Genomic DNA, 18,534 nt, shown 5'->3' on the forward strand with positions numbered 1-18,534 from the left:
GAAGTCAGGAAGAAGTGACATGAAGTTCTATGCACGAAGAATCGGGTTCTACGCGTTCACGCTCTGGGCCGCGATCTCCATCAACTTCCTGCTTCCCCGTCTCATGCCGGGGAACCCCGCCGACATCATGATCGCCAAGATGCAGCGGGCCGGCGGTGAGGTGTCTGAGACCACCATCCGCAACATCAAGCTCCTGCTCGGCGGTGACGATGCTCCGCTCTGGGAGCAGTACATCTCCTACTGGGGGCGGATGTTCCAGGGTGACCTCGGCGTCTCCGTGACGAAGTTCCCCACCCCGGTGGCGGAGCTCATCGCCGGCGCGATCCCGTGGACGCTCGTCCTGGTCGGCACCACCACCGTCATCTCCTTCGTCCTGGGCCTCGCGCTCGGCGCGTGGGCGGGATGGAAGCGCGGCACCTGGGTCGACCACCTGATTCCGGCGACCACCGTGCTGCAGTCGATCCCGTACTTCTGGTTGGCGCTGATCCTGGTGTCGGTGTTCGCCGTCGGCCTCGGCTGGTTCCCGCTCTTCGGCGGGTACGACGTCTTCGACTTCCCCGACGGGCCGGAGCCGACGTGGGCGTTCCTCTCCGATGCGTTCGCCCACTCGCTCCTTCCGGCGATCACGATCGTGATCAGCTCGGTCGGTGGCTGGATGTTCGGAATGCGCAACATGATGGTCGCCACCCTGGCGGAGGATTACGTCCTCACCGCGGAGGCGAAGGGACTCCGCCCGCGGCGCATCATGACCACGTACGCGGCGCGCAACGCCGCCATCCCCTCCATCGCCGGGTTCTCGATCACGCTGGGCTTCGTCGTCGCCGGCTCCATCGTCATGGAGCAGGTGTTCACCTATCCCGGCATCGGCAAGCTGATGTTCCAGGCCGTGACGAACAACGACTACTCGCTGATGCAGGGACTGTTCCTCGTCATCACCATCACGGTGCTCGCCGCCAATTTCTTCATGGACCTCGTCTACGGGTTCATCGATCCGAGGGCTCGCCAGAATGTCTGATCCGCAGAACACCGCCGGGCTCCTGAGCCTCGAAGAGACGCCGACGACCGCGCCGGCCAGCACCGTCTTGCTCGCGACGCAGGATCCGAAGCGCCGCCGCATCCTTCCGAGCGCCTCGCCGAAGTTCATCATCGGCTCGATCCTGGTGCTCGCCACCATCCTCTTCGCGATCGTCGCGCCGATCTTCTCGCAGGATCCGCGCAGCACCGCCAACCCGGCGCTCCAGCCGCCGTCGGCGGAGCACTGGCTCGGTACCACGAAGCTCGGCAACGACATGTTCGCCCAGCTTGCGATCGGTGCGCAGGGCTCGCTGCTGATCGGCGTCGTCGCCGGTGGCATCGCGATCGTGCTCTCGCTGCTCTTCGGCGTTCTCGCCGGCTACCTGGGCGGCTGGCGCGAAGACGCGCTCGCGCTTCTCACCAATGTGATGATCGTGATCCCCGGCTTGCCGCTCGTCATGGTGATCGCGTCGTTCGTGCCGCAGCGCAGCTGGCAGCTCGTCGCCTTCGTGCTCGGCATCACCTCCTGGGCGGGAGCAGCATACGTGCTCCGCCTTCAGACCCGCTCGCTCCGCACCCGGGACTACGTCTACGCGTCGAAAGTCGCCGGCGAGCGGTCGTTCCGCGTGATCCTCGTCGAGATCATGCCGAACCTGCTGCCGCTGCTGACCGCCCAGTTTCTCTTCGCGATCATCTTCGCGATCCTCGGCGAGGCCGGTCTCTCGTACCTCGGTCTCGGGCCGAACTCGTCGATCACCTGGGGCTCGATCCTCAACGACGCGCAGTCGGGTCAGGCGCTCGGCCGCGGAGCGTGGTGGTGGTTCGTACCGCCCGGCCTGATGATCGCCATCCTCGGCGCGGGCCTCGCGCTCATCAACTTCGCCATCGACGAGATCATCAACCCGAAGCTTCGCAACGCGCCCGAGGCGGCCCGTCGCGTGCGCAAGGCCGCCAAGATCAAGGGGATCACCGCATGAGTGAGGCTGTGTTGACTGCGACGAATGTGTCGATTGAGTATGAGGTGGATCCGCCGGTGCGGGCGGTGCGTGGTGTGTCGTTGACGTTGAACCGGGGGGAGATCCTGGGGTTGGCGGGGGAGTCGGGGTGTGGGAAGACGACCCTCGCGTACGGCATGAACAGGTTGCTGAAGGCTCCCGCGTTGATGACCAGTGGCGAGATCGTGTTCCATGACCGTGACGGCCATGACATTGACATCGTGGGTTTGGATGGGGAGGGTTTGCGGGCGTTTCGGTGGGACAAGATTTCGATGGTGTTCCAGGGGGCGATGAACTCGTTGAACCCGGTGATCGATGTGAAGGCGCAGATCTTCGACATTTTCGACACGCACCGGCCCGGGATGTCGCGGAAGGCGAAGACGGAGCGCGCCGAGGAGCTGCTGACGTTGGTCGGGGTGGACCCGTCCCGGTTGACGAGTTTCCCGCATGAGCTGTCCGGTGGGATGCGGCAGCGGATGATGATCGCGATGGCGTTGGCGTTGGATCCGCAGGTGATGATCATGGACGAGCCGACGACGGCGTTGGATGTCGTGGTGCAGCGGGGCATCATCCGGGAGATCATGCGGTTGCGGGAGCGGTTGGGGTTCGCGGTGATTTTCATCACGCATGATCTGCCGATGCTGATCGAGATCAGTGATCGGATCGCGATCATGTTGCAGGGGGAGATCGTGGAGCAGGGCACGGCGGAGGAGATCTACCGCACCCCGCAGCACGCCTATACGAAGAAGCTGTTGTCGAGTTTCCCGTCACTTCGGGGCGAACGCGGAGACTTCGTCCGCACGGGCGTGAGCCAGGAGGGGACCCGATGAGCACCACAACGGAGGCGAAGACGGATGCCGCGCGCGGCACGGGCACGCTGGAGGCCCGGAATCTGACCAAGGACTTCCACCTGCGGTCCGGGTTCAAGACCACCACGTTGCATGCGGTGAAAGACGTGTCGTTCACGTTGGAGCCGGGGAAGACCGTCGCGCTGGTGGGGGAGTCCGGGTCGGGGAAGTCGACGATCGCGCGGATGCTGATGAAGCTCGAGACCCCCACCAGTGGCGAGATCCTCCTCGACGGGAAACCGTCCGGGACTCGGGGGCGGGGGTTGGAGCGGTATCGGGGGGATGTGCAGATGGTGTTCCAGGACCCGTTCGCGTCGTTGAACCCGTTCCACACGATCGTGCATCACCTCGAGCGACCGATCCGCCTGCACCACCCGAAGCTGTCGACTGCCCAGGTGCGCGAGCGCGCGATCGAACTGTTGGAGCGGGTGCGGCTCACGCCGGGGGAGAGCTTCGCGGAACGCCGCCCGCACGAGCTGTCCGGGGGGCAACGCCAGCGTGTCGCGATCGCCCGCGCGTTGGCTCCGGGGGCGCGGTTCATCGTCGCCGACGAACCCGTGTCGATGCTCGACGTGTCGATCCGGCTCGGCGTGCTGAACCTCCTCGCCGATCTGCAACGTGAGGAGAACCTCGGCGTCCTCTACATCACGCACGATCTCGCGACGGCGCGGCATTTCAGTGACGAGATCATGGTCCTCTACAAGGGCGATGTCGTGGAACGCGGTCCCGCGGACGAAGTCATCCTGAACCCGCAACACGAGTACACGAAGACACTCCTCGGAGCAGCGCCCGAGCCCGACAACCTCGGCCGCCTCCGCGACGAAGTCCGCCACGAACTCGGCATCACCACCTGACCGCATCCTTGACCTAGACTGAACGGACAACTGAAGACAGGCCGAATGAACCCCGCGGGAGAGCCCCGGCGAACGCAGCCGGGCACCGAAGGAGCAAGCCTCCCCGCCAATCTCTCAGGTAACGCGTACCGCGCGGTTCCGGCCACTCTGAAAAGCGATCTCGAGCGCAGCTCGGGATCCGCCGACGGTGAAAGCCCCCCAGCGCGGGCGAAACTCTCAGGCCCATGACAGAGGGGGAGTTCCGAGGAACGTCGACGACGTCGTTCCGCCCGATTCCGCACGGGAGAACTCCATGTCCGATCCCCGCTATACCCCGCTCCGAGAACGCCACGAGTCGCTCGGTGCGTCGTTCACCGACTTCGGCGGCTGGCAGATGCCGGTGCGCTACACGTCCGACCTCGCCGAGCACCACGCCGTCCGTCAGGCCGCCGGGCTCTTCGACATCTCGCACATGGCGGAGTTCCTCGTCACCGGTGAGAGCGCGGCGGAGTTCCTCGACTACGCCCTCGCCGGTCGTCTGTCGACGATGGCCGTGGGCAAGGCGAAGTACTCGCTGGTGCTCGCCGAATCCGGCGGCATCGTCGATGACGTGATCGTCTACCGTCTCGCAGATGACCGCTACCTGGTGATCGCGAACGCCGGCAACCGCGGCTTCGTCGACGCGGCTTTCGCCTCGCGCGTGCGTTCCTTCCCATCGCTCATCGAACGCGAGAGCCCCGCCCGCGCTGAGGGGGAGGAACGCAGCTTCGCCGGCTTCCTCGGAGATCGCGGCGTCGACGTCGAGGACGTGTCCGACTCCTACGCACTGCTCGCGGTCCAGGGCCCCGCGGCCGAGGCCATCGTCGCGGCGACCGAGGGCATCACCGAACTCGGCACCCCGTGGGGCGAGCAGAGGTACTACGCCTGGGCCGATGCCTTCTTCCTCGGTGAGCCGCTGCTGATCGCACGCACGGGCTACACCGGTGAGGACGGCTTCGAGCTGCTGGTCCGCGCAGCCGACGCCCCTGCGCTCTGGGACGCCGTCGCCGCTGCGGGTGCGCCGCACGGTCTCGTGCCCGCCGGTCTCGCCGCGCGTGACACGTTGCGACTCGAGGCCGGGATGCCCCTGTACGGTCACGAGCTGTCTCTCGACACGAAGCCCGCGCAGGCCGGCCTCGGCCGCGTCGTGGTCTCCGACAAGGAGAGCTTCATCGGGAAAGAGGCGCTCTCTTCGGTCGCTGAGACTGACGAAGGGGCGCAGGCTCCCGTGCTCGTCGGGCTCGTCGCCGAGGGCAAGCGCGCGGGCCGCGCCGGCTACGCCGTGGTGGATGCCGACGGTGCCGTGCTCGGAGAGATCACCAGCGGCGCCCTGAGCCCCACCCTCGGCCATCCGATCGCGATGGCCTACGTGCATCCGTCTTCCGCCGAAGAGGGAACCGCAGTATTCCTTGATGTACGGGGAACGAAGATCCCCGCGACCGTGACCGCTCTGCCTTTCTACCGGAGGACCAAATGACCGACCTCAACGCACTCAGCTACACCGAAGAGCACGAGTGGATCGCCGGCAACGGCGACACCGTCACGATCGGCATCACCGACTTTGCCGCCGAGAAGCTGGGCGATGTGGTGTTCGTCGAGCTTCCCGCCGTCGGCACCGAGCTCACTGCCGGAGCCGTCGTGGGCGAGATCGAGTCGACCAAGTCGGTCGGCGAGCTCTACGCGCCGGTCGCCGGCACCGTCGTCGAGATCAACGATGCGGTCGTCGATGACCCTTCGCTCGTCAACGCCGAGCCGTTCGAAGCCGGCTGGCTGATCAAGGTGTCGGTCGCCGACGGTGCGCTCGACGGCCTGCTCGACCGTGACGCGTACGTCGCACTGACGGAGGGCTGATCCCGTCGTGGTCTCTTTCGCCGATCGTCACATCGGACCCACCGACGCCGCGCAGCGCATCATGCTCGAGGCGCTCGGGCTGGATGCTTCGCAGGCTTCAGGGGTCGACTCCGCGGAGGGTTCCGTCGAGGCGCTGATGCGCCAGGCCGTGCCGTCCTCGATCTTCACGGGCCCCTCCGCGGGCTCCGGCAGCGATGGCGCCGACGCCCTGTCGTCGATCATCCCGCCCGCCGCCAGCGAGACCGAGGCGCTCGCGGAGCTCCGTGCTCTCGCGTCGCGCAACGCGGTGAACCGTCCGATGATCGGCCTCGGGTACTACGGCACGATCACGCCGCAGGTGATCCAGCGCAACGTGCTCGAGAACCCCTCCTGGTACACGGCCTACACGCCGTATCAGCCGGAGATCTCGCAGGGGCGCCTGGAGGCGCTCATCAACTTCCAGACCATGGTCGCCGAGCTCACCGGGCTCACCACGGCCAACGCGTCGATGCTCGACGAGTCCACGGCGGTCGTCGAGGGCATGCTGCTCGCCCGTCGCGCGTCGAAGTCCACGTCGAACGTCTTCGCCGTCGACGCCGATGCGCTCCCGCAGACCAAGGCACTCCTGGAGACGCGGGCGGATGCCGTCGGCATCGAGCTCGTCTCCGTCGACTTCGCCGCGGGCGAGGAACTGCCGGCCGAACTGTTCGGCGTCTTCGTGCAGTACCCCGGTGCATCGGGGCGGGTCTGGGATCCGTCTGCGGTCATCGACGCGGCGCACGTCGCGGGTGGCCTTGCCGTCGCCGCCGCTGACCTGCTCGCCCTCACGCTGATCGCGTCGCCCGGCTCGCTCGGCGCCGATGTCGCGGTGGGTACGACGCAGCGCTTCGGGGTGCCGATGGGCTTCGGCGGCCCGCACGCCGGCTACATGGCGGTGCGCTCGGGACTGGAGCGTCAGCTTCCCGGCCGTCTGGTCGGTGTCTCGGTGGATGCCGAAGGAAAGCCCGCGTATCGCCTCTCGCTGCAGACCCGCGAGCAGCACATCCGCCGTGAGAAGGCGACGTCGAACATCTGCACCGCGCAGGTGCTGCTCGCCGTGATGGCCTCGATGTATGCGGTCTATCACGGACCCGATGGGCTCGCGGCGATCGCTCGGGGTGTGGCCACCAAGGCCGCGCTGCTGCGCGACTGGCTCGTCGAGGCCGGAGTCGAGGTCGTGCACGACGCGTTCTTCGACACCGTGTCGGTGCGGGTCCCCGGCCGTGCGGCCGAATTCGCGACGCAGGCGCACGACGGCTTCGGCATCCTGCTGCACGTTGCGGATGCCGACACGATCAGCATCGCGGTCGACGAGACGACCACCACCTCCGAGCTGCACCAGGTGGCGCGCGTGTTCGGCGGTGCGCACGAGCGGGTGTTCGGCTTCGGCGACGGCGACGACTCGCTGCCGGCGGCGCTCCGGCGTCAGGACGAGTACCTGACCCACCCGGTGTTCCACGCGCACCGCAGCGAGACCGCCATGATGCGGTACCTGAAGAGCCTCGCCGACCGCGACTACGCGCTCGACCGCGGCATGATCCCGCTCGGGTCCTGCACGATGAAGCTCAACGCGGCCACCGAGATGGCGGCGATCACGTGGCCCGAGTTCGCGGGCATCCACCCGTTCGCACCGGCATCCGACGTGCAGGGCTACCTCGACCTGATCGAGCAGCTCGAGGGCTGGCTCGCCGAGGTCACCGGCTACGACGCGGTCTCGCTGCAGCCGAACGCCGGCTCGCAGGGCGAGCTCGCCGGTCTCCTCGCCATCCGCGGGTACCACCATGCGAACGGCGACGAGCACCGCACGGTGTGTCTGATCCCGTCGTCGGCGCACGGTACCAACGCGGCATCCGCCGTGCTCGCGGGCATGAAGGTCGTGGTCGTCGCGACCGACGAGCTCGGCAACGTGGATCTCGACGACCTGCGCGCGAAGATCGCCGCGCACGCCGACACCCTCTCCGCGCTGATGATCACCTACCCGTCCACGCACGGCGTGTACGAGCACGATGTGGTCGAGATCACCACGGCGGTGCACGATGCCGGCGGTCAGGTGTACGTCGACGGCGCCAACCTCAACGCGCTGCTCGGCTACGCGCGGTTCGGCGATCTCGGCGGCGACGTCTCGCACCTCAACCTGCACAAGACGTTCGCGATCCCGCACGGCGGCGGCGGGCCCGGTGTCGGGCCCGTGGCCGCGAAGGCTCACCTCGCGCCGTTCCTGCCGTCGCACCCGCTCGCGCAGCGCGCCGAGCACTTCGGCGGCTTCACGTTCGAGGGTGGAGTGGTCTCTGCCGCACCTTACGGATCGGCCGGCATCCTGCCGATCTCGTGGGCCTACGTGCGCATGATGGGGGCCGACGGCCTGCGTCGCGCGACCGCCGCTGCCGTGCTCTCGGCGAACTACATCGCCGCCCGCCTCGGCGAGCACTTCCCGGTGCTCTACACCGGAGAGAACGGCCGGGTCGCGCACGAGTGCATCCTCGACCTCCGTCCACTCAAGGAAGCCACGGGCGTCACGGTCGACGACGTCGCCAAGCGCCTCATCGACTACGGGTTCCACGCCCCGACCATGTCGTTCCCGGTCGCGGGCACGCTCATGGTCGAGCCGACGGAGTCGGAGGATCTGGGTGAGATCGACCGCTTCATCGAGGCGATGATCATGATCAAAGCGGAAGCGGATGCCGTGGCGGCAGGTCGCTGGCCCGCCGACGACAACCCGCTGGTGCACGCGCCGCACACCGCGGTGTCGCTGATCGCGGGGGAGTGGAACCACGCCTATACGCGTGAGGACGCGGCGTACCCCGTGCACGCCCTCGTCGCGGGCAAGTACTGGCCCCCGGTGCGACGCATCGACCAGGCATACGGCGACCGCAACCTCGTGTGCGCCTGCCCTCCGGTGGAGGCCTTCGCCTGACGACGGACTGATCCCTGCGACGACGTCGCGCTGCCTGGACGGCAGCGCGGCGTCGTCGCGTCGTTTCCCCGTCTTTCCCCGTGTTTCACGGGTGTTACAGATGGTCACCACTCAGTAACAGTTCGTTAGCCGAGTGCTTCGGCGAGCGACTCTGCGGGTTACGCTCGACTATCCCTGCGTGCTCGACGATGCGCACGCAGACTCAGTACTGTCCACAGGAGGACGAAAAGTGAAAAGAAACAGGATTGTCTTCACCGGCACCGCGCTGCTCGCAGTGAGCGCGCTCGCCCTGGCTGGCTGCGCTTCAGGCGGCGGCGATGAAGGAAACGGCGAAGAAGGAGGCGAAGCCTCGACGGGCATCGTCACCGTTCAGAGCAACGAGCCGCAGAACCCGCTTCTCCCCGCTGTGACGAACGAGGTCGGTGGCGGCCTGGTTCTGCAGAACATCTTCGCCGGTCTCGTCTACTACGAAGCAGACGGCGCAGTCGCCAACGATGTCGCCGAGTCGATCGAGTCGGACGACAACCAGACCTGGACGATCAAGATCAACGACGGCGAAGAGTTCAGCGACGGCACTCCCGTCAACGCCGAGTCGTTCGTCAACGCCTGGCAGTACGCGGCATCCGACCCCGCGTTCGAGAACCAGTGGTGGTTCGCGAACTTCGAGGGCTACAGCGCCGACGCCGTGAAGGAAGACTCGCTCTCCCTCGAGGTCGTCGACGACACCACCTTCACGGTCGAGCTCGCTGCTCCGCAGTCGGACTTCCCGTCCACGCTCGGCTACCAGGTGTTCGCTCCGCTGCCCGAGTCCTTCTTCGAGGACCCTGAGGCATTCGGTCAGGCACCGGTCGGAAACGGCCCCTACGTGCTCGACAAGTGGGAGCACGACGCGCTCATCGCGCTGCTGCCGAACAAGAGCTACGACGGTCCGCGCAAGGCGATGAACGGTGGCGTCGACCTGGTGTCGTACGCGACCGCAGAAGCCGCCTACGCCGACCTCATCTCGGACAACCTCGACGTCATCAACCCGGGTGTTCCGCCGACGTACCTCGCGACGTACAAGGACGACCTCGGCGACCGCGCCGTCGATCAGCCCGCCGCCATCTGGCAGGGTCTGACGATTCCGGCACGCCTCGCCCACTTCGCAAACGATGAAGAGGGCAACCTGCGTCGCCAGGCGATCTCCTACGCGATCGACCGCGAGCAGATCACCGACGTGATCTTTGAGGGCACCCGCACCCCGGCCGTCGACTTCACCTCGCCGGTCATCGCCGGGTTCAACGAGGACATCGCCGGTTCCGAGGTCACGCACGCCGACGCCGACAAGGCGAAGGACCTGTGGGCCCAGGCTGACGCCATCTCCCCGTGGAGCGGCAAGTTCACGATCGCGTACAACGCCGACGGTGCCGGAAACCAGGCATGGGTCGACGCGGTCGCCAACCAGATCAAGAACACGCTGGGCATCGACGCGGCTGGTCAGTCGTTCCCCGACCTGGCGACACTGCGCGAAGAGATCAAGAACCGCTCGATCGACGCCGCGACGCGTTCGGGATGGCAGTTCGACTACCCGGGTGCCTACAACATCCTGGGTGCGCTGTTCACGACGGGTGCCGGCTCCAACGACGGCGACTACTCGAACCCCGAGTTCGACGAGCTCGTGACGAAGGGTGCCACGGCTCCTTCGGTCGAGGAGGGCAACAAGTTCTTCGAGCAGGCGCAGGAAGTCCTGTTCAAGGATCTTCCCGTCATCCCGCTGTGGTACCAGTCGACCAACGCCGGCTACTCCACGCTCGTCGACAACGTCGAGTATGGCTGGGACAGCTGGCCGATCGTCTACTCGATCACCAAGGCCGGCGAGTAACACTCACGCCGTGATCTGAACCCGCCGTGCGGGGTGACGCCCAGTCGCCCCGCACGGCGGAGTTCGGTCTGCTGCCATGACTGCATACATCATTCGTCGCCTGCTTCAGGTGATACCCGTCTTCCTCGGGGCGACCTTCCTGATCTTCTCGATGGTCTTCCTGCTTCCCGGCGACCCGATCCTGGCGCTCTTCGGCGACAAGACGCCGACCGACGCGCAGTACGCCGCGCTCCAGGCCGAGTACCACCTCGACCAGCCGTTCTTCACGCGCTACCTCATCTACCTGGGCGATCTGTTCCAGGGCGATCTGGGTACGACGTTCCGCGGCCAGAGCGTCAACGAGATCCTCGTCGCCAAGTTCCCGGTCACGCTGCGCCTCGCACTCCTCGCGATCATCATCCAGCTGCTGTTCGGTGTCGTCGTCGGACTCATCTCGGGCCTCCGCAAGAACAGCCTCTTCGACCACACGTCGATGCTGATCAGCCTGGTGTTCATCTCGATCCCGGTCTTCGTGCTCGCCTTCATCGCGCAGTACATCCTGGCGATCGAGCTGCACCTCTTCCGACCGACGGTCGGTCGAGGGGCGCCATGGTCCGACCTGATACTCCCCGCGATCGTGCTCGCCGCGCTCAACTTCGCCTACGTCGTCCGGCTCACCCGCAACTCGGTCATCGAGACCCGGCAGCAGGACTTCGTGCGGATGGCCTTCGGCAAGGGGCTTCCGGCTCGGCGCGTCATCCCCGTGCACGTGCTCCGCAACTCTCTGATCCCGGTGACGACGAACCTGGCGGCCGACTTCGGCATCCTGATCGTCGGCGCCACGGTCACCGAGGGCGTCTTCAACGTCCCAGGCATCGGCAATGAGCTCTTCCGAGCCATCAACCAGCACGACGGGCCCGAGATCGTGTCGATCGTGACAGTGCTCGTGGTCATCTACGTCCTGGTCAACCTGATCATCGACTTGCTCTACGGTCTGCTCGACCCGAGGATCCGCTATGTCCGATAACTCCCCCCGTCGCCGCATGCCGCATTTCGTGGCCGAGATCGATGAAGTCGGTCTGGGAGCCGTCGACGCCGTCCGCGTGAGCGAGCGCAAGAGCAACCTCTGGCTCGACGCCTGGCGCGATCTCCGCGGCCGCTGGATGTTCTGGTCCGCCGGTGTCTTCGTCGTCTTCCTGATCGTCGTCGCGACCTTCCCGAACCTGTTCGCGACGGTCGACCCGTTCCTCTGCCAGCTCGAGAATTCGAACGACGGCCCCCGCGCCGGGCATCCGTTCGGGTTCGACTTCCAGGGTTGCGACGTGTACTCGCGGGTCGTGCACGGCGCGAGCACATCGCTCATCGTCGGCATCCTCGTGACGATCATCATCGCTGCGATGGGCATCATCATTGGCGCGTTCGCCGGGTTCTTCGGCGGGTGGGTCGACTCGTTGCTCATGCGCATCGGCGACATGTTCTTCGCGATCCCCTACGTGCTGGCAGCCGTCGTCATCATGTCGATGTTCCTGCAGGACCGGAACATCCTCGTGATCTCGCTCGCGATCGGCTTCTTCGGCTGGCCCGCGACGGCACGTATTCTGCGCGCCGAGATCCTCCGGGTCCGGGCCGCCGACTACGTGATGGCGTCCGAGGCTCTCGGGGTCTCCCGGGTGCGGACGATGTTCAGCCACGTCATGCCGAACTCGATCGCCCCGGTGATCGTGCTCAGCACCGTCGGCCTCGCGGCCGCCATCACGGCGGAGGCGACGCTCTCCTTCCTCGGTGTCGGCCTGCCGGCGGAACAGTTCATCTCCTGGGGTAACGACATCGCGAAGGCGCAGCAGCGCCTTCGCACCGACCCCATGCCGCTGATCTACCCGTCGATCGCGCTCTCCCTGACCGTCCTGTCGTTCATCATGCTCGGCGAGACGGTTCGCGACGCGCTCGACCCGAAGGCGAGGGCACTCCGATGAGCGCCGATTACAACCCCGACGTCCCTCTGCTCTCGGTCGAGAACCTCGAGGTCGCGTTCAAGACGCAGGACGGCTTCGTGCCGGCCGTGCGCGGCGTGAGCTTCGACATCTACCCGGGCGAGACCATGGCCATCGTCGGCGAGTCCGGATCGGGCAAGTCGACGACGGCGCACGCGATCATCAACCTGCTGCCCGGCAGCGGGAAGGTGACCGGTGGTGCCGTCAAGTTCGAGGGTCGAGATCTGACGAAGCTCGGTCGCGCCGACATCGAGGATGTTCGCGGCAGGCTCATCGGACTTGTTCCGCAGGACCCGATGAACAGCCTCAACCCCGTGCACCGCATCGGCTTCCAGGTCGAGGAGACGATCCTCGCCAACGGACAGGCCGACGGGCGCAAGGCCGCGCGCAAGCGTGCGATCGAAGTGCTGAAGGAGGCGGGTCTCGCAGATGCCGACCGGCGTCTGCGCCAGTTCCCGCACGAGTTCTCCGGCGGCATGCGCCAGCGGGTGCTCATCGGCATCGGGCTGTCCTCGCATCCGAAGCTCCTGATCGCCGACGAGCCGACCAGTGCGCTCGACGTCACGGTGCAGAAGCGGATCCTCGATCACCTCGAAACCCTGGCCAAGGAGCGCAACACCGCGCTCCTCTTCATCACCCACGACCTCGGCCTCGCCGCGGAGCGGGCGGAGAACCTGGTCGTGATGCACCGCGGGCGCATCGTGGAATCGGGCCCCGCGCTCGAGATCCTGCAGAACCCGCAGCATCCGTACACGCAGCGTCTGGTCGCGGCGGCACCGAGCCTGGCGTCCAAGCGGATCCAGACCGCGGTCACGGGTCACGAGGATCCTCTGGCCGAAGTACTGACCGAGTCCACGGGTACGGTCGACCTCGCGTCGATCGCGCACACCGAGGTCGTGGCTGCGGAGCCGGTGATCGAGTTCCGCGATGTCACGAAGGTCTACAAGATCCGGGGGAGCGGGTTCCGGTCGACCGCCTTCACGGCGGTCGACAAGGTGACGTTCCAGGTGCCCAAGGGCTCGACGATGGCGATCGTCGGCGAGTCCGGTTCGGGTAAATCCACAGCGGCCAAGCTGCTGCTGCGCCTGGAGACCAAGACCGAGGGATCGATCCTGGTGAACGGCCGCGACACCGACACGCTGTCGAGACGCGAGCTGCAGTCGCTGCGTCAGCAGATGCAGCCGGTGTTCCAGGATCCCTACGGATCTCTGGACCCGCTGCACAACATCGGCAACACGGTAGCGGAGCCGCTGCGCATCCACGGTACGGGTGACCAGGCGTCACGTCGGGCCCGCGTGCGCGAGGTGCTCGATCAGGTCGCCCTACCGTCGAGCGTGATGGAGCGGTATCCGAACGAGCTGTCCGGAGGTCAGCGTCAGCGCGTGGCGATCGCGCGAGCGCTCGCTCTCAAGCCCGAGATCGTGGTCCTCGACGAGGCGGTCTCGGCGCTCGACGTGCTGGTGCAGGCACAAGTGCTGAACCTGTTGGCCGAGCTGCAGTCCGAGCTCAACCTCACGTATCTGTTCATCACGCACGACCTCGCGGTGGTGCGTGTGATCGCAGACCGCGTGTGCGTGATGGAGAAGGGGCGTGTGGTCGAGCAGGGCACTGTCGACGACATCTTCGCCAACCCGCAGCAGGAGTACACGGAGCGCCTGCTGCAGGCGATCCCGGGTGCTTCGATCACGCTCGGCGGTCACTGACGGTGACGGACGACGATCAGTCGGGGGCCGCGCGGACATTCCGCGCGGCCTCCGGCCCCGTCGCGATCGTGGTCGGTGCGGGTCTCGCCCTGTTCCTGCTCGGCGATGCCGTGGCGCGGGCGGGCTGGGGGCAGATGCTGCTCTTGGCGCCCTGGGTGCTGCTGCTGCTGTGGGTCGTGTACGTGAACTCCTTCGCCTCGTCTGTGCGCATCGATGACGACGGAGTGACCGTGGTCAACCTGCTGCGGCGTACGACCTTCGGCTGGTCCCGGGTGCGAGCGGTCGATCTGCGCTGGCAGCTGGTGTTCTCGCTGGACGACGGCAAAGACCTGTCGTGCTACGGCGGTCCGGCGAAAGCCGGCGTGATCCGGTTACCTTCCCGCAGCGATGGCGAAGAGAGAGTGCCCGCCGGGGTCCGCGCACTCGAAGAGATCGAGGAACGCCGGGAGGCAGCGCCGGACACCGCGGATGCTCCCATCCGTCGCAGTTGGGATCGGGTCGCCGTCATCTCACTCGGCGTGATCGTGGTCTGGGCCGTCGTCGCGATCCTCATCGCGAACGCCGGCTGACCGCCCGGCTCACCCCGGCAGCCCGAACAGGTCCGGCCAGGTCGCCGCCGCCCACGGGTAGCCCACGAAGACGGTCGCATCGATCAGGAAGTGCGCGACGAGGAACGGCAGCAGTCGCCCGCTCCGCTGGAAGAGCCAGCCGAACAGCAGGCCCATCGCCAGGTTCCCGACGAATGCACCGGGGCCCTGGTACAGGTGGTAGCTCGCGCGCAGCACCGAGGTGGACACGATGATGGCCCACGGGCTCCAGCCCAGCTGCCTCAGCCGTGCGAACAGGTAGCCGAGCACGACGAACTCCTCCTGCAGCGACGCGCGTGCGGCCGCCAGCAGCAGGACCGGCACGGTCCACCAGTGGGTGTCGAGCCCTCCGGGGTTCACTGCGACGAACCACCCGAAGGCGCGCCCGACGATGTAGAGCCCCAGGCCCGGGATGCCGATGGCGAGCACCAGGAGGGTACCGCGCCCGGCATCCGCTCCCACCCTGGTGCCGTCCAGCCCGAGCCGCTCCAGATGCGGGCGCCGCGACTGCCAGAGCAAGAAGCACACCAACAGGATCGGAACGAGCGAGAAGCCGATCGAGAGCACCTGGTAGATCAGATCGAAGATCTCGCGGTCGCTGCGGGAGGGATTGAGGGTCGCCGTCTGCTCGGCGAGGGGAGTCTCGTCCGTCAACCGGTAGGCGAGCTGCACGATCGCGTAGATCGCGGACTGGCCGAGTCCGAGCGCCAGGACGATGGTGATCTCCCACCAGAGACGGGCGCGGGACGGCGCGGGGGAGTCCACGAAGGCCATCTCCGGGGCGCGTCGAGAAGTCACGATTCCGATGGTATGACCTTCGCTCAGGAATCAGCCCTGAGCTTGCGTTATCCTGGAACGTCGGCTTCCCGACAAAATCCCACACCTCTTTAGGACTTCTGCATGGCGCACGCCCTTCGCTCTGACCTCCGCAACGTCGCAATCGTCGCGCACGTCGACCACGGCAAGACCACTCTCGTCGACGCCATGCTGCGTCAGACGGGCTCCTTCGGCGAACACGCCCACGTCGACGAACGCGCCATGGACTCCAACGACCTGGAGCGTGAGAAGGGCATCACGATCCTCGCCAAGAACACGGCGATCACCTATAAGGGCGCGCACGCCACGGACGGCGAGGTGACGATCAACGTCATCGACACCCCCGGTCACGCCGACTTCGGCGGCGAGGTCGAGCGCGGCCTGTCCATGGTCGACGGCGTCGTGCTGCTCGTCGACGCCAGCGAGGGTCCGCTGCCGCAGACACGCTTCGTGCTGCGCAAGGCGCTCGAGGCGAAGCTGCCCGTCATCCTCCTGGTCAACAAGACCGACCGTCCGGATGCTCGCATCGCCGAGGTCGAGGAAGAGGCGCACGACCTGCTGCTGGGCCTCGCGTCCGACCTCGTCGACGACGTGCCCGACCTCGATGTCGACGCGCTGCTCGACGTGCCGATCGTCTACGCCTCCGGCCGCAACGGGGCCGCCTCGCTCAACCGTCCCGAGAACGGCACGCTGCCCGACAACGATGACCTCGAGCCGCTCTTCGGCGCGATCCTCGAGCACATCCCGGCTCCGTCCTACGACGACGAGGCCCCGCTGCAGGCATGGGTCACGAACCTCGACTCGAGCCCGTTCCTCGGTCGCCTCGCACTGCTGCGCGTCTTCAACGGCACGCTGAAGAAGGGCCAGACGGTCGCCTGGGTCCGCGCCGACGGCACCCACCAGAATGCTCGCATCACCGAGCTGCTGAAGACCCGTGCTCTCGAGCGCTACCCGGCCGAGTCTGCGGCACCTGGCGACATCGTCGCCATCGCCGGCTTCGAGGACATCACGATCGGCGAGACGATCGCCGACCCGGAAGACGTGCGTCCGCTCCCGGCCATCACGGTCGACGATCCCGCGATCTCCATGACGATCGGCACGAACACCTCGCCGCTCATGGGCAAGGTCAAGGGCCACCGCCTCACCGCCCGCATGGTGAAGGACCGCCTCGACAAGGAGCTCGTCGGCAACGTCTCGCTCAAGGTCGTCGACATCGGGCGTCCCGACGCCTGGGAGGTCCAGGGCCGAGGCGAGCTCGCACTCGCGATCCTCGTCGAGAACATGCGCCGCGAGGGCTTCGAGCTCACGGTCGGCAAGCCGCAGGTGGTCACCAAGCAGATCGACGGCAAGACGAACGAGCCGTTCGAGCACCTCACGATCGACGCTCCCGAGGAGTACCTCGGCGCCATCACGCAGCTGCTCGCGAACCGCAAGGGTCGCATGGACGGTATGTCGAACCACGGCACCGGCTGGGTGCGCATGGAGTTCATCGTCCCGTCGCGCGGCCTCATCGGCTTCCGCACCGAGTTCCTCACCACGACCCGCGGCACCGGCATCGCCAACGCGATCTCGCACGGCTACGAGCCGTGGGCGGGGCACATCACCACGCGTCAGAACGGCTCGATCGTCGCTGACCGCATGGGTGTCGTCACGCCGTTCGCGATGATCGCGCTCCAGGAGCGCATGTCGTTCTTCGTGCAGCCCACGCAGGAGGTCTACGAGGGCATGGTCATCGGCGAGAACTCGCGCGCCGACGACATGGACGTGAACATCACCAAGGAGAAGAAGCTCACCAACATGCGTGCAGCGAGCTCCGACACGTTCGAGTCGATGACGCCGCCGCGCCAGCTCACGCTGGAGGAGAGCCTCGAGTTCGCTCGCGACGACGAATGCGTCGAGGTGACTCCGGAGGTCGTGCGCATCCGCAAGGTGAACCTCGACCAGAACACCCGTGCCCGCGAGACCGCGCGTCTCAAGCGCCAGGACGCCAACGCCTGATCCTCGTTCCACGAGCATCCCGAAGAGGGCCTCGCACCGCTGACAAGCGGCTGCGGGGCCCTCTTCTCATGAAAAACCCAGGTGAGACAGATTTTTCGTTCAGGAAGACAGGGCAGACTCGGACACTTGTGCCGGGGACGAACTCCCGATGAGTCTCCTGTAACGGCATACGACGACCCGAAAGTCGAACCTGTGCTTCATGAATCCCGTGCGCTTCGGCGCGCCTCCGCTGCGGCATCCGCCCGCGCGACCGTCACTGCCCGCCGTCCGATGATGATCCTCGGTACCGCCGCTGCGACCCTTCTCGGCATCACTCTCACCGCCGGCATCGTCTCCGCTCCGGCGGCCGGTGCCGAGTCCCCGGACCCGACCGCTGCCGTCGCCCAGCTCATCACCGGCGCGGAGCCGGTCGCTCGAGTGGCTGACGACGCAGCGATGCCTGTCGCCGAGGCCCAAGATGCCGTCCTGACGGCACAGGCGCTCGCCTACGACGTCGCTGCCTCCGGTCTCGACGTGACTGCGGCGCCCGCTGTCGACGTGACCGGTCTGCAGGACGACATCGACGCTCTCGCAGATCGCGCGGAGATGCCGTCGATCGCGGTGACCCTGCTCGCAGGTCATGCGGAAGCGGAGACCGCAGACGTCGTCGCCGACACTGCTGAGCTCCAGAAGGCCTTCACTGCGGCGCAGGAGAAGAAGGCAGCGGATGACGCTGCCGCGGCTGCCGCCAAGAAGGCGGAGGAGGCTGCGGCCGCGCTCGCCTCGGCGAACACGGTCGACGGCGCCAAGGCCACGGCGCAGCAGATGATGTCCAGCCGCTACGGCTGGGGCGGCGACCAGTTCTCCTGCCTGAACTCGCTGTGGAACAAGGAATCCGGTTGGAACTACCAGGCGTACAACCCGAGCGGCGCCACCGGCATCCCGCAGGCGCTCCCCGGCAGCAAGATGGCATCGGCGGGCGGCGACTGGCAGACGAACGCCGCCACACAGATCGCGTGGGGCCTCGACTACATCTCCGCGGTCTACGGCACCCCCTGCAGCGCGTGGGGCCACTCCCAGGCGATGAACTGGTACTGATTCCCCGCGC

The 18,534-nt window shown here is 66.8% G+C and carries 15 protein-coding genes and 2 riboswitches; of the genes, 14 read left to right on the forward strand and 1 reads right to left on the reverse strand.

Translation table 11 applies throughout. The features are described 5' to 3' along the window. Positions 1-19 precede the first annotated feature (19 nt). The 12 genes from V5D55_RS13065 to V5D55_RS13120 all read left to right on the forward strand — a co-directional run bounded on the left by V5D55_RS13065 (position 20) and on the right by V5D55_RS13120 (position 14,615). Positions 20-1,015, forward strand: a complete 996-nt coding sequence (locus V5D55_RS13065; RefSeq protein WP_435743667.1) for an ABC transporter permease — start codon at positions 20-22, stop codon at positions 1,013-1,015. Continuing rightward, positions 1,008-1,991, forward strand: coding sequence for an ABC transporter permease (locus V5D55_RS13070; protein WP_435743668.1), 984 nt, complete (start codon positions 1,008-1,010; stop codon positions 1,989-1,991). Before V5D55_RS13065 ends, V5D55_RS13070 begins: the two co-directional genes overlap by 8 nt. Next, the gene (locus V5D55_RS13075; RefSeq protein WP_435743670.1) at positions 1,988-2,839 is read left to right on the forward strand and encodes an ABC transporter ATP-binding protein; all 852 of its coding nucleotides are present in this window, start codon (positions 1,988-1,990) and stop codon (positions 2,837-2,839) included. The genes V5D55_RS13070 and V5D55_RS13075 overlap by 4 nt, the downstream gene beginning before the upstream one ends. Continuing rightward, positions 2,836-3,711 carry an ABC transporter ATP-binding protein gene (locus V5D55_RS13080; protein WP_435743672.1) on the forward strand — a complete coding sequence of 292 codons (876 nt, stop codon included), beginning with the start codon at positions 2,836-2,838 and terminating at the stop codon, positions 3,709-3,711. Before V5D55_RS13075 ends, V5D55_RS13080 begins: the two co-directional genes overlap by 4 nt. Positions 3,712-3,756: 45 nt before the next feature. Further along, positions 3,757-3,852: riboswitch (glycine riboswitch) on the forward strand. Between the two features lies 1 nt (position 3,853). Further along, positions 3,854-3,949, forward strand: a riboswitch (glycine riboswitch). 54 nt (positions 3,950-4,003) lie between these two features. Next, positions 4,004-5,206, forward strand: coding sequence for a glycine cleavage system aminomethyltransferase GcvT (locus tag V5D55_RS13085; protein ID WP_435743674.1), 1,203 nt, complete (start codon positions 4,004-4,006; stop codon positions 5,204-5,206). Beyond that, positions 5,203-5,580, forward strand: coding sequence for a glycine cleavage system protein GcvH (gcvH, locus tag V5D55_RS13090; RefSeq protein WP_435743676.1), 378 nt, complete (start codon positions 5,203-5,205; stop codon positions 5,578-5,580). Before V5D55_RS13085 ends, gcvH begins: the two co-directional genes overlap by 4 nt. A gap of 61 nt (positions 5,581-5,641) precedes the next feature. Continuing rightward, positions 5,642-8,512: an aminomethyl-transferring glycine dehydrogenase gene (gcvP, locus tag V5D55_RS13095; protein ID WP_435749302.1), complete on the forward strand. Its 2,871-nt coding sequence runs from the start codon at positions 5,642-5,644 to the stop codon at positions 8,510-8,512. A gap of 229 nt (positions 8,513-8,741) precedes the next feature. Continuing rightward, entirely contained in the window at positions 8,742-10,373 is a 1,632-nt protein-coding gene (locus V5D55_RS13100) for a peptide ABC transporter substrate-binding protein (protein ID WP_435743678.1), read from the forward strand. Positions 10,374-10,449: 76 nt separating this feature from the next. Beyond that, complete coding sequence (locus V5D55_RS13105; protein ID WP_435743680.1) at positions 10,450-11,379, forward strand: ABC transporter permease; 930 nt, start codon at positions 10,450-10,452, stop codon at positions 11,377-11,379. Then, positions 11,369-12,325, forward strand: coding sequence for an ABC transporter permease (locus tag V5D55_RS13110; RefSeq protein WP_435743682.1), 957 nt, complete (start codon positions 11,369-11,371; stop codon positions 12,323-12,325). The genes V5D55_RS13105 and V5D55_RS13110 overlap by 11 nt, the downstream gene beginning before the upstream one ends. Beyond that, on the forward strand, positions 12,322-14,046 hold the full coding sequence (locus tag V5D55_RS13115) for an ABC transporter ATP-binding protein (protein WP_435743684.1): 1,725 nt from the start codon (positions 12,322-12,324) through the stop codon (positions 14,044-14,046). The genes V5D55_RS13110 and V5D55_RS13115 overlap by 4 nt, the downstream gene beginning before the upstream one ends. A 2-nt stretch (positions 14,047-14,048) precedes the next feature. Continuing rightward, complete coding sequence (locus V5D55_RS13120) at positions 14,049-14,615, forward strand: PH domain-containing protein (protein WP_435743686.1); 567 nt, start codon at positions 14,049-14,051, stop codon at positions 14,613-14,615. Between the two features lie 9 nt (positions 14,616-14,624). Here V5D55_RS13120 and V5D55_RS13125 read toward each other — a convergent pair whose 3' ends face one another. Beyond that, a complete protein-coding gene (locus V5D55_RS13125; RefSeq protein WP_435749303.1) occupies positions 14,625-15,407 on the reverse strand; it encodes a CPBP family intramembrane glutamic endopeptidase in 783 nt (260 codons plus the stop codon). A gap of 126 nt (positions 15,408-15,533) precedes the next feature. Here V5D55_RS13125 and typA point away from each other — a divergent pair, with 126 nt between their 5' ends. Both typA and V5D55_RS13135 read left to right on the forward strand, forming a co-directional pair. Then, positions 15,534-17,447, forward strand: coding sequence for a translational GTPase TypA (gene typA, locus V5D55_RS13130; protein WP_435743688.1), 1,914 nt, complete (start codon positions 15,534-15,536; stop codon positions 17,445-17,447). Positions 17,448-17,639: 192 nt separating this feature from the next. Then, entirely contained in the window at positions 17,640-18,524 is an 885-nt protein-coding gene (locus V5D55_RS13135; protein WP_435743690.1) for a phospholipase, read from the forward strand. Positions 18,525-18,534 lie beyond the last annotated feature (10 nt).

The sequence above is a fragment of the Microbacterium sp. PMB16 genome (assembly GCF_051294855.1).
GTDB lineage: Bacteria > Actinomycetota > Actinomycetes > Actinomycetales > Microbacteriaceae > Microbacterium.

What these genes read in the sequence shown, in the direction of transcription:
- V5D55_RS13065 (WP_435743667.1), top strand. Translation starts at nt 20, where the DNA reads ATGAAGTTCTATGCACGAAGAATCGGGTTCTACGCGTTCACGCTCTGG.
- V5D55_RS13070 (WP_435743668.1), top strand. Translation starts at nt 1,008, where the DNA reads ATGTCTGATCCGCAGAACACCGCCGGGCTCCTGAGCCTCGAAGAGACG.
- V5D55_RS13075 (WP_435743670.1), top strand. Translation starts at nt 1,988, where the DNA reads ATGAGTGAGGCTGTGTTGACTGCGACGAATGTGTCGATTGAGTATGAG.
- V5D55_RS13080 (WP_435743672.1), top strand. Translation starts at nt 2,836, where the DNA reads ATGAGCACCACAACGGAGGCGAAGACGGATGCCGCGCGCGGCACGGGC.
- V5D55_RS13085 (WP_435743674.1), top strand. Translation starts at nt 4,004, where the DNA reads ATGTCCGATCCCCGCTATACCCCGCTCCGAGAACGCCACGAGTCGCTC.
- gcvH (WP_435743676.1), top strand. Translation starts at nt 5,203, where the DNA reads ATGACCGACCTCAACGCACTCAGCTACACCGAAGAGCACGAGTGGATC.
- gcvP (WP_435749302.1), top strand. Translation starts at nt 5,642, where the DNA reads ATGCTCGAGGCGCTCGGGCTGGATGCTTCGCAGGCTTCAGGGGTCGAC.
- V5D55_RS13105 (WP_435743680.1), top strand. Translation starts at nt 10,450, where the DNA reads ATGACTGCATACATCATTCGTCGCCTGCTTCAGGTGATACCCGTCTTC.
- V5D55_RS13110 (WP_435743682.1), top strand. Translation starts at nt 11,369, where the DNA reads ATGTCCGATAACTCCCCCCGTCGCCGCATGCCGCATTTCGTGGCCGAG.
- V5D55_RS13115 (WP_435743684.1), top strand. Translation starts at nt 12,322, where the DNA reads ATGAGCGCCGATTACAACCCCGACGTCCCTCTGCTCTCGGTCGAGAAC.
- V5D55_RS13125 (WP_435749303.1), bottom strand. Translation starts at nt 15,407, where the DNA reads ATGGCCTTCGTGGACTCCCCCGCGCCGTCCCGCGCCCGTCTCTGGTGG.
- typA (WP_435743688.1), top strand. Translation starts at nt 15,534, where the DNA reads ATGGCGCACGCCCTTCGCTCTGACCTCCGCAACGTCGCAATCGTCGCG.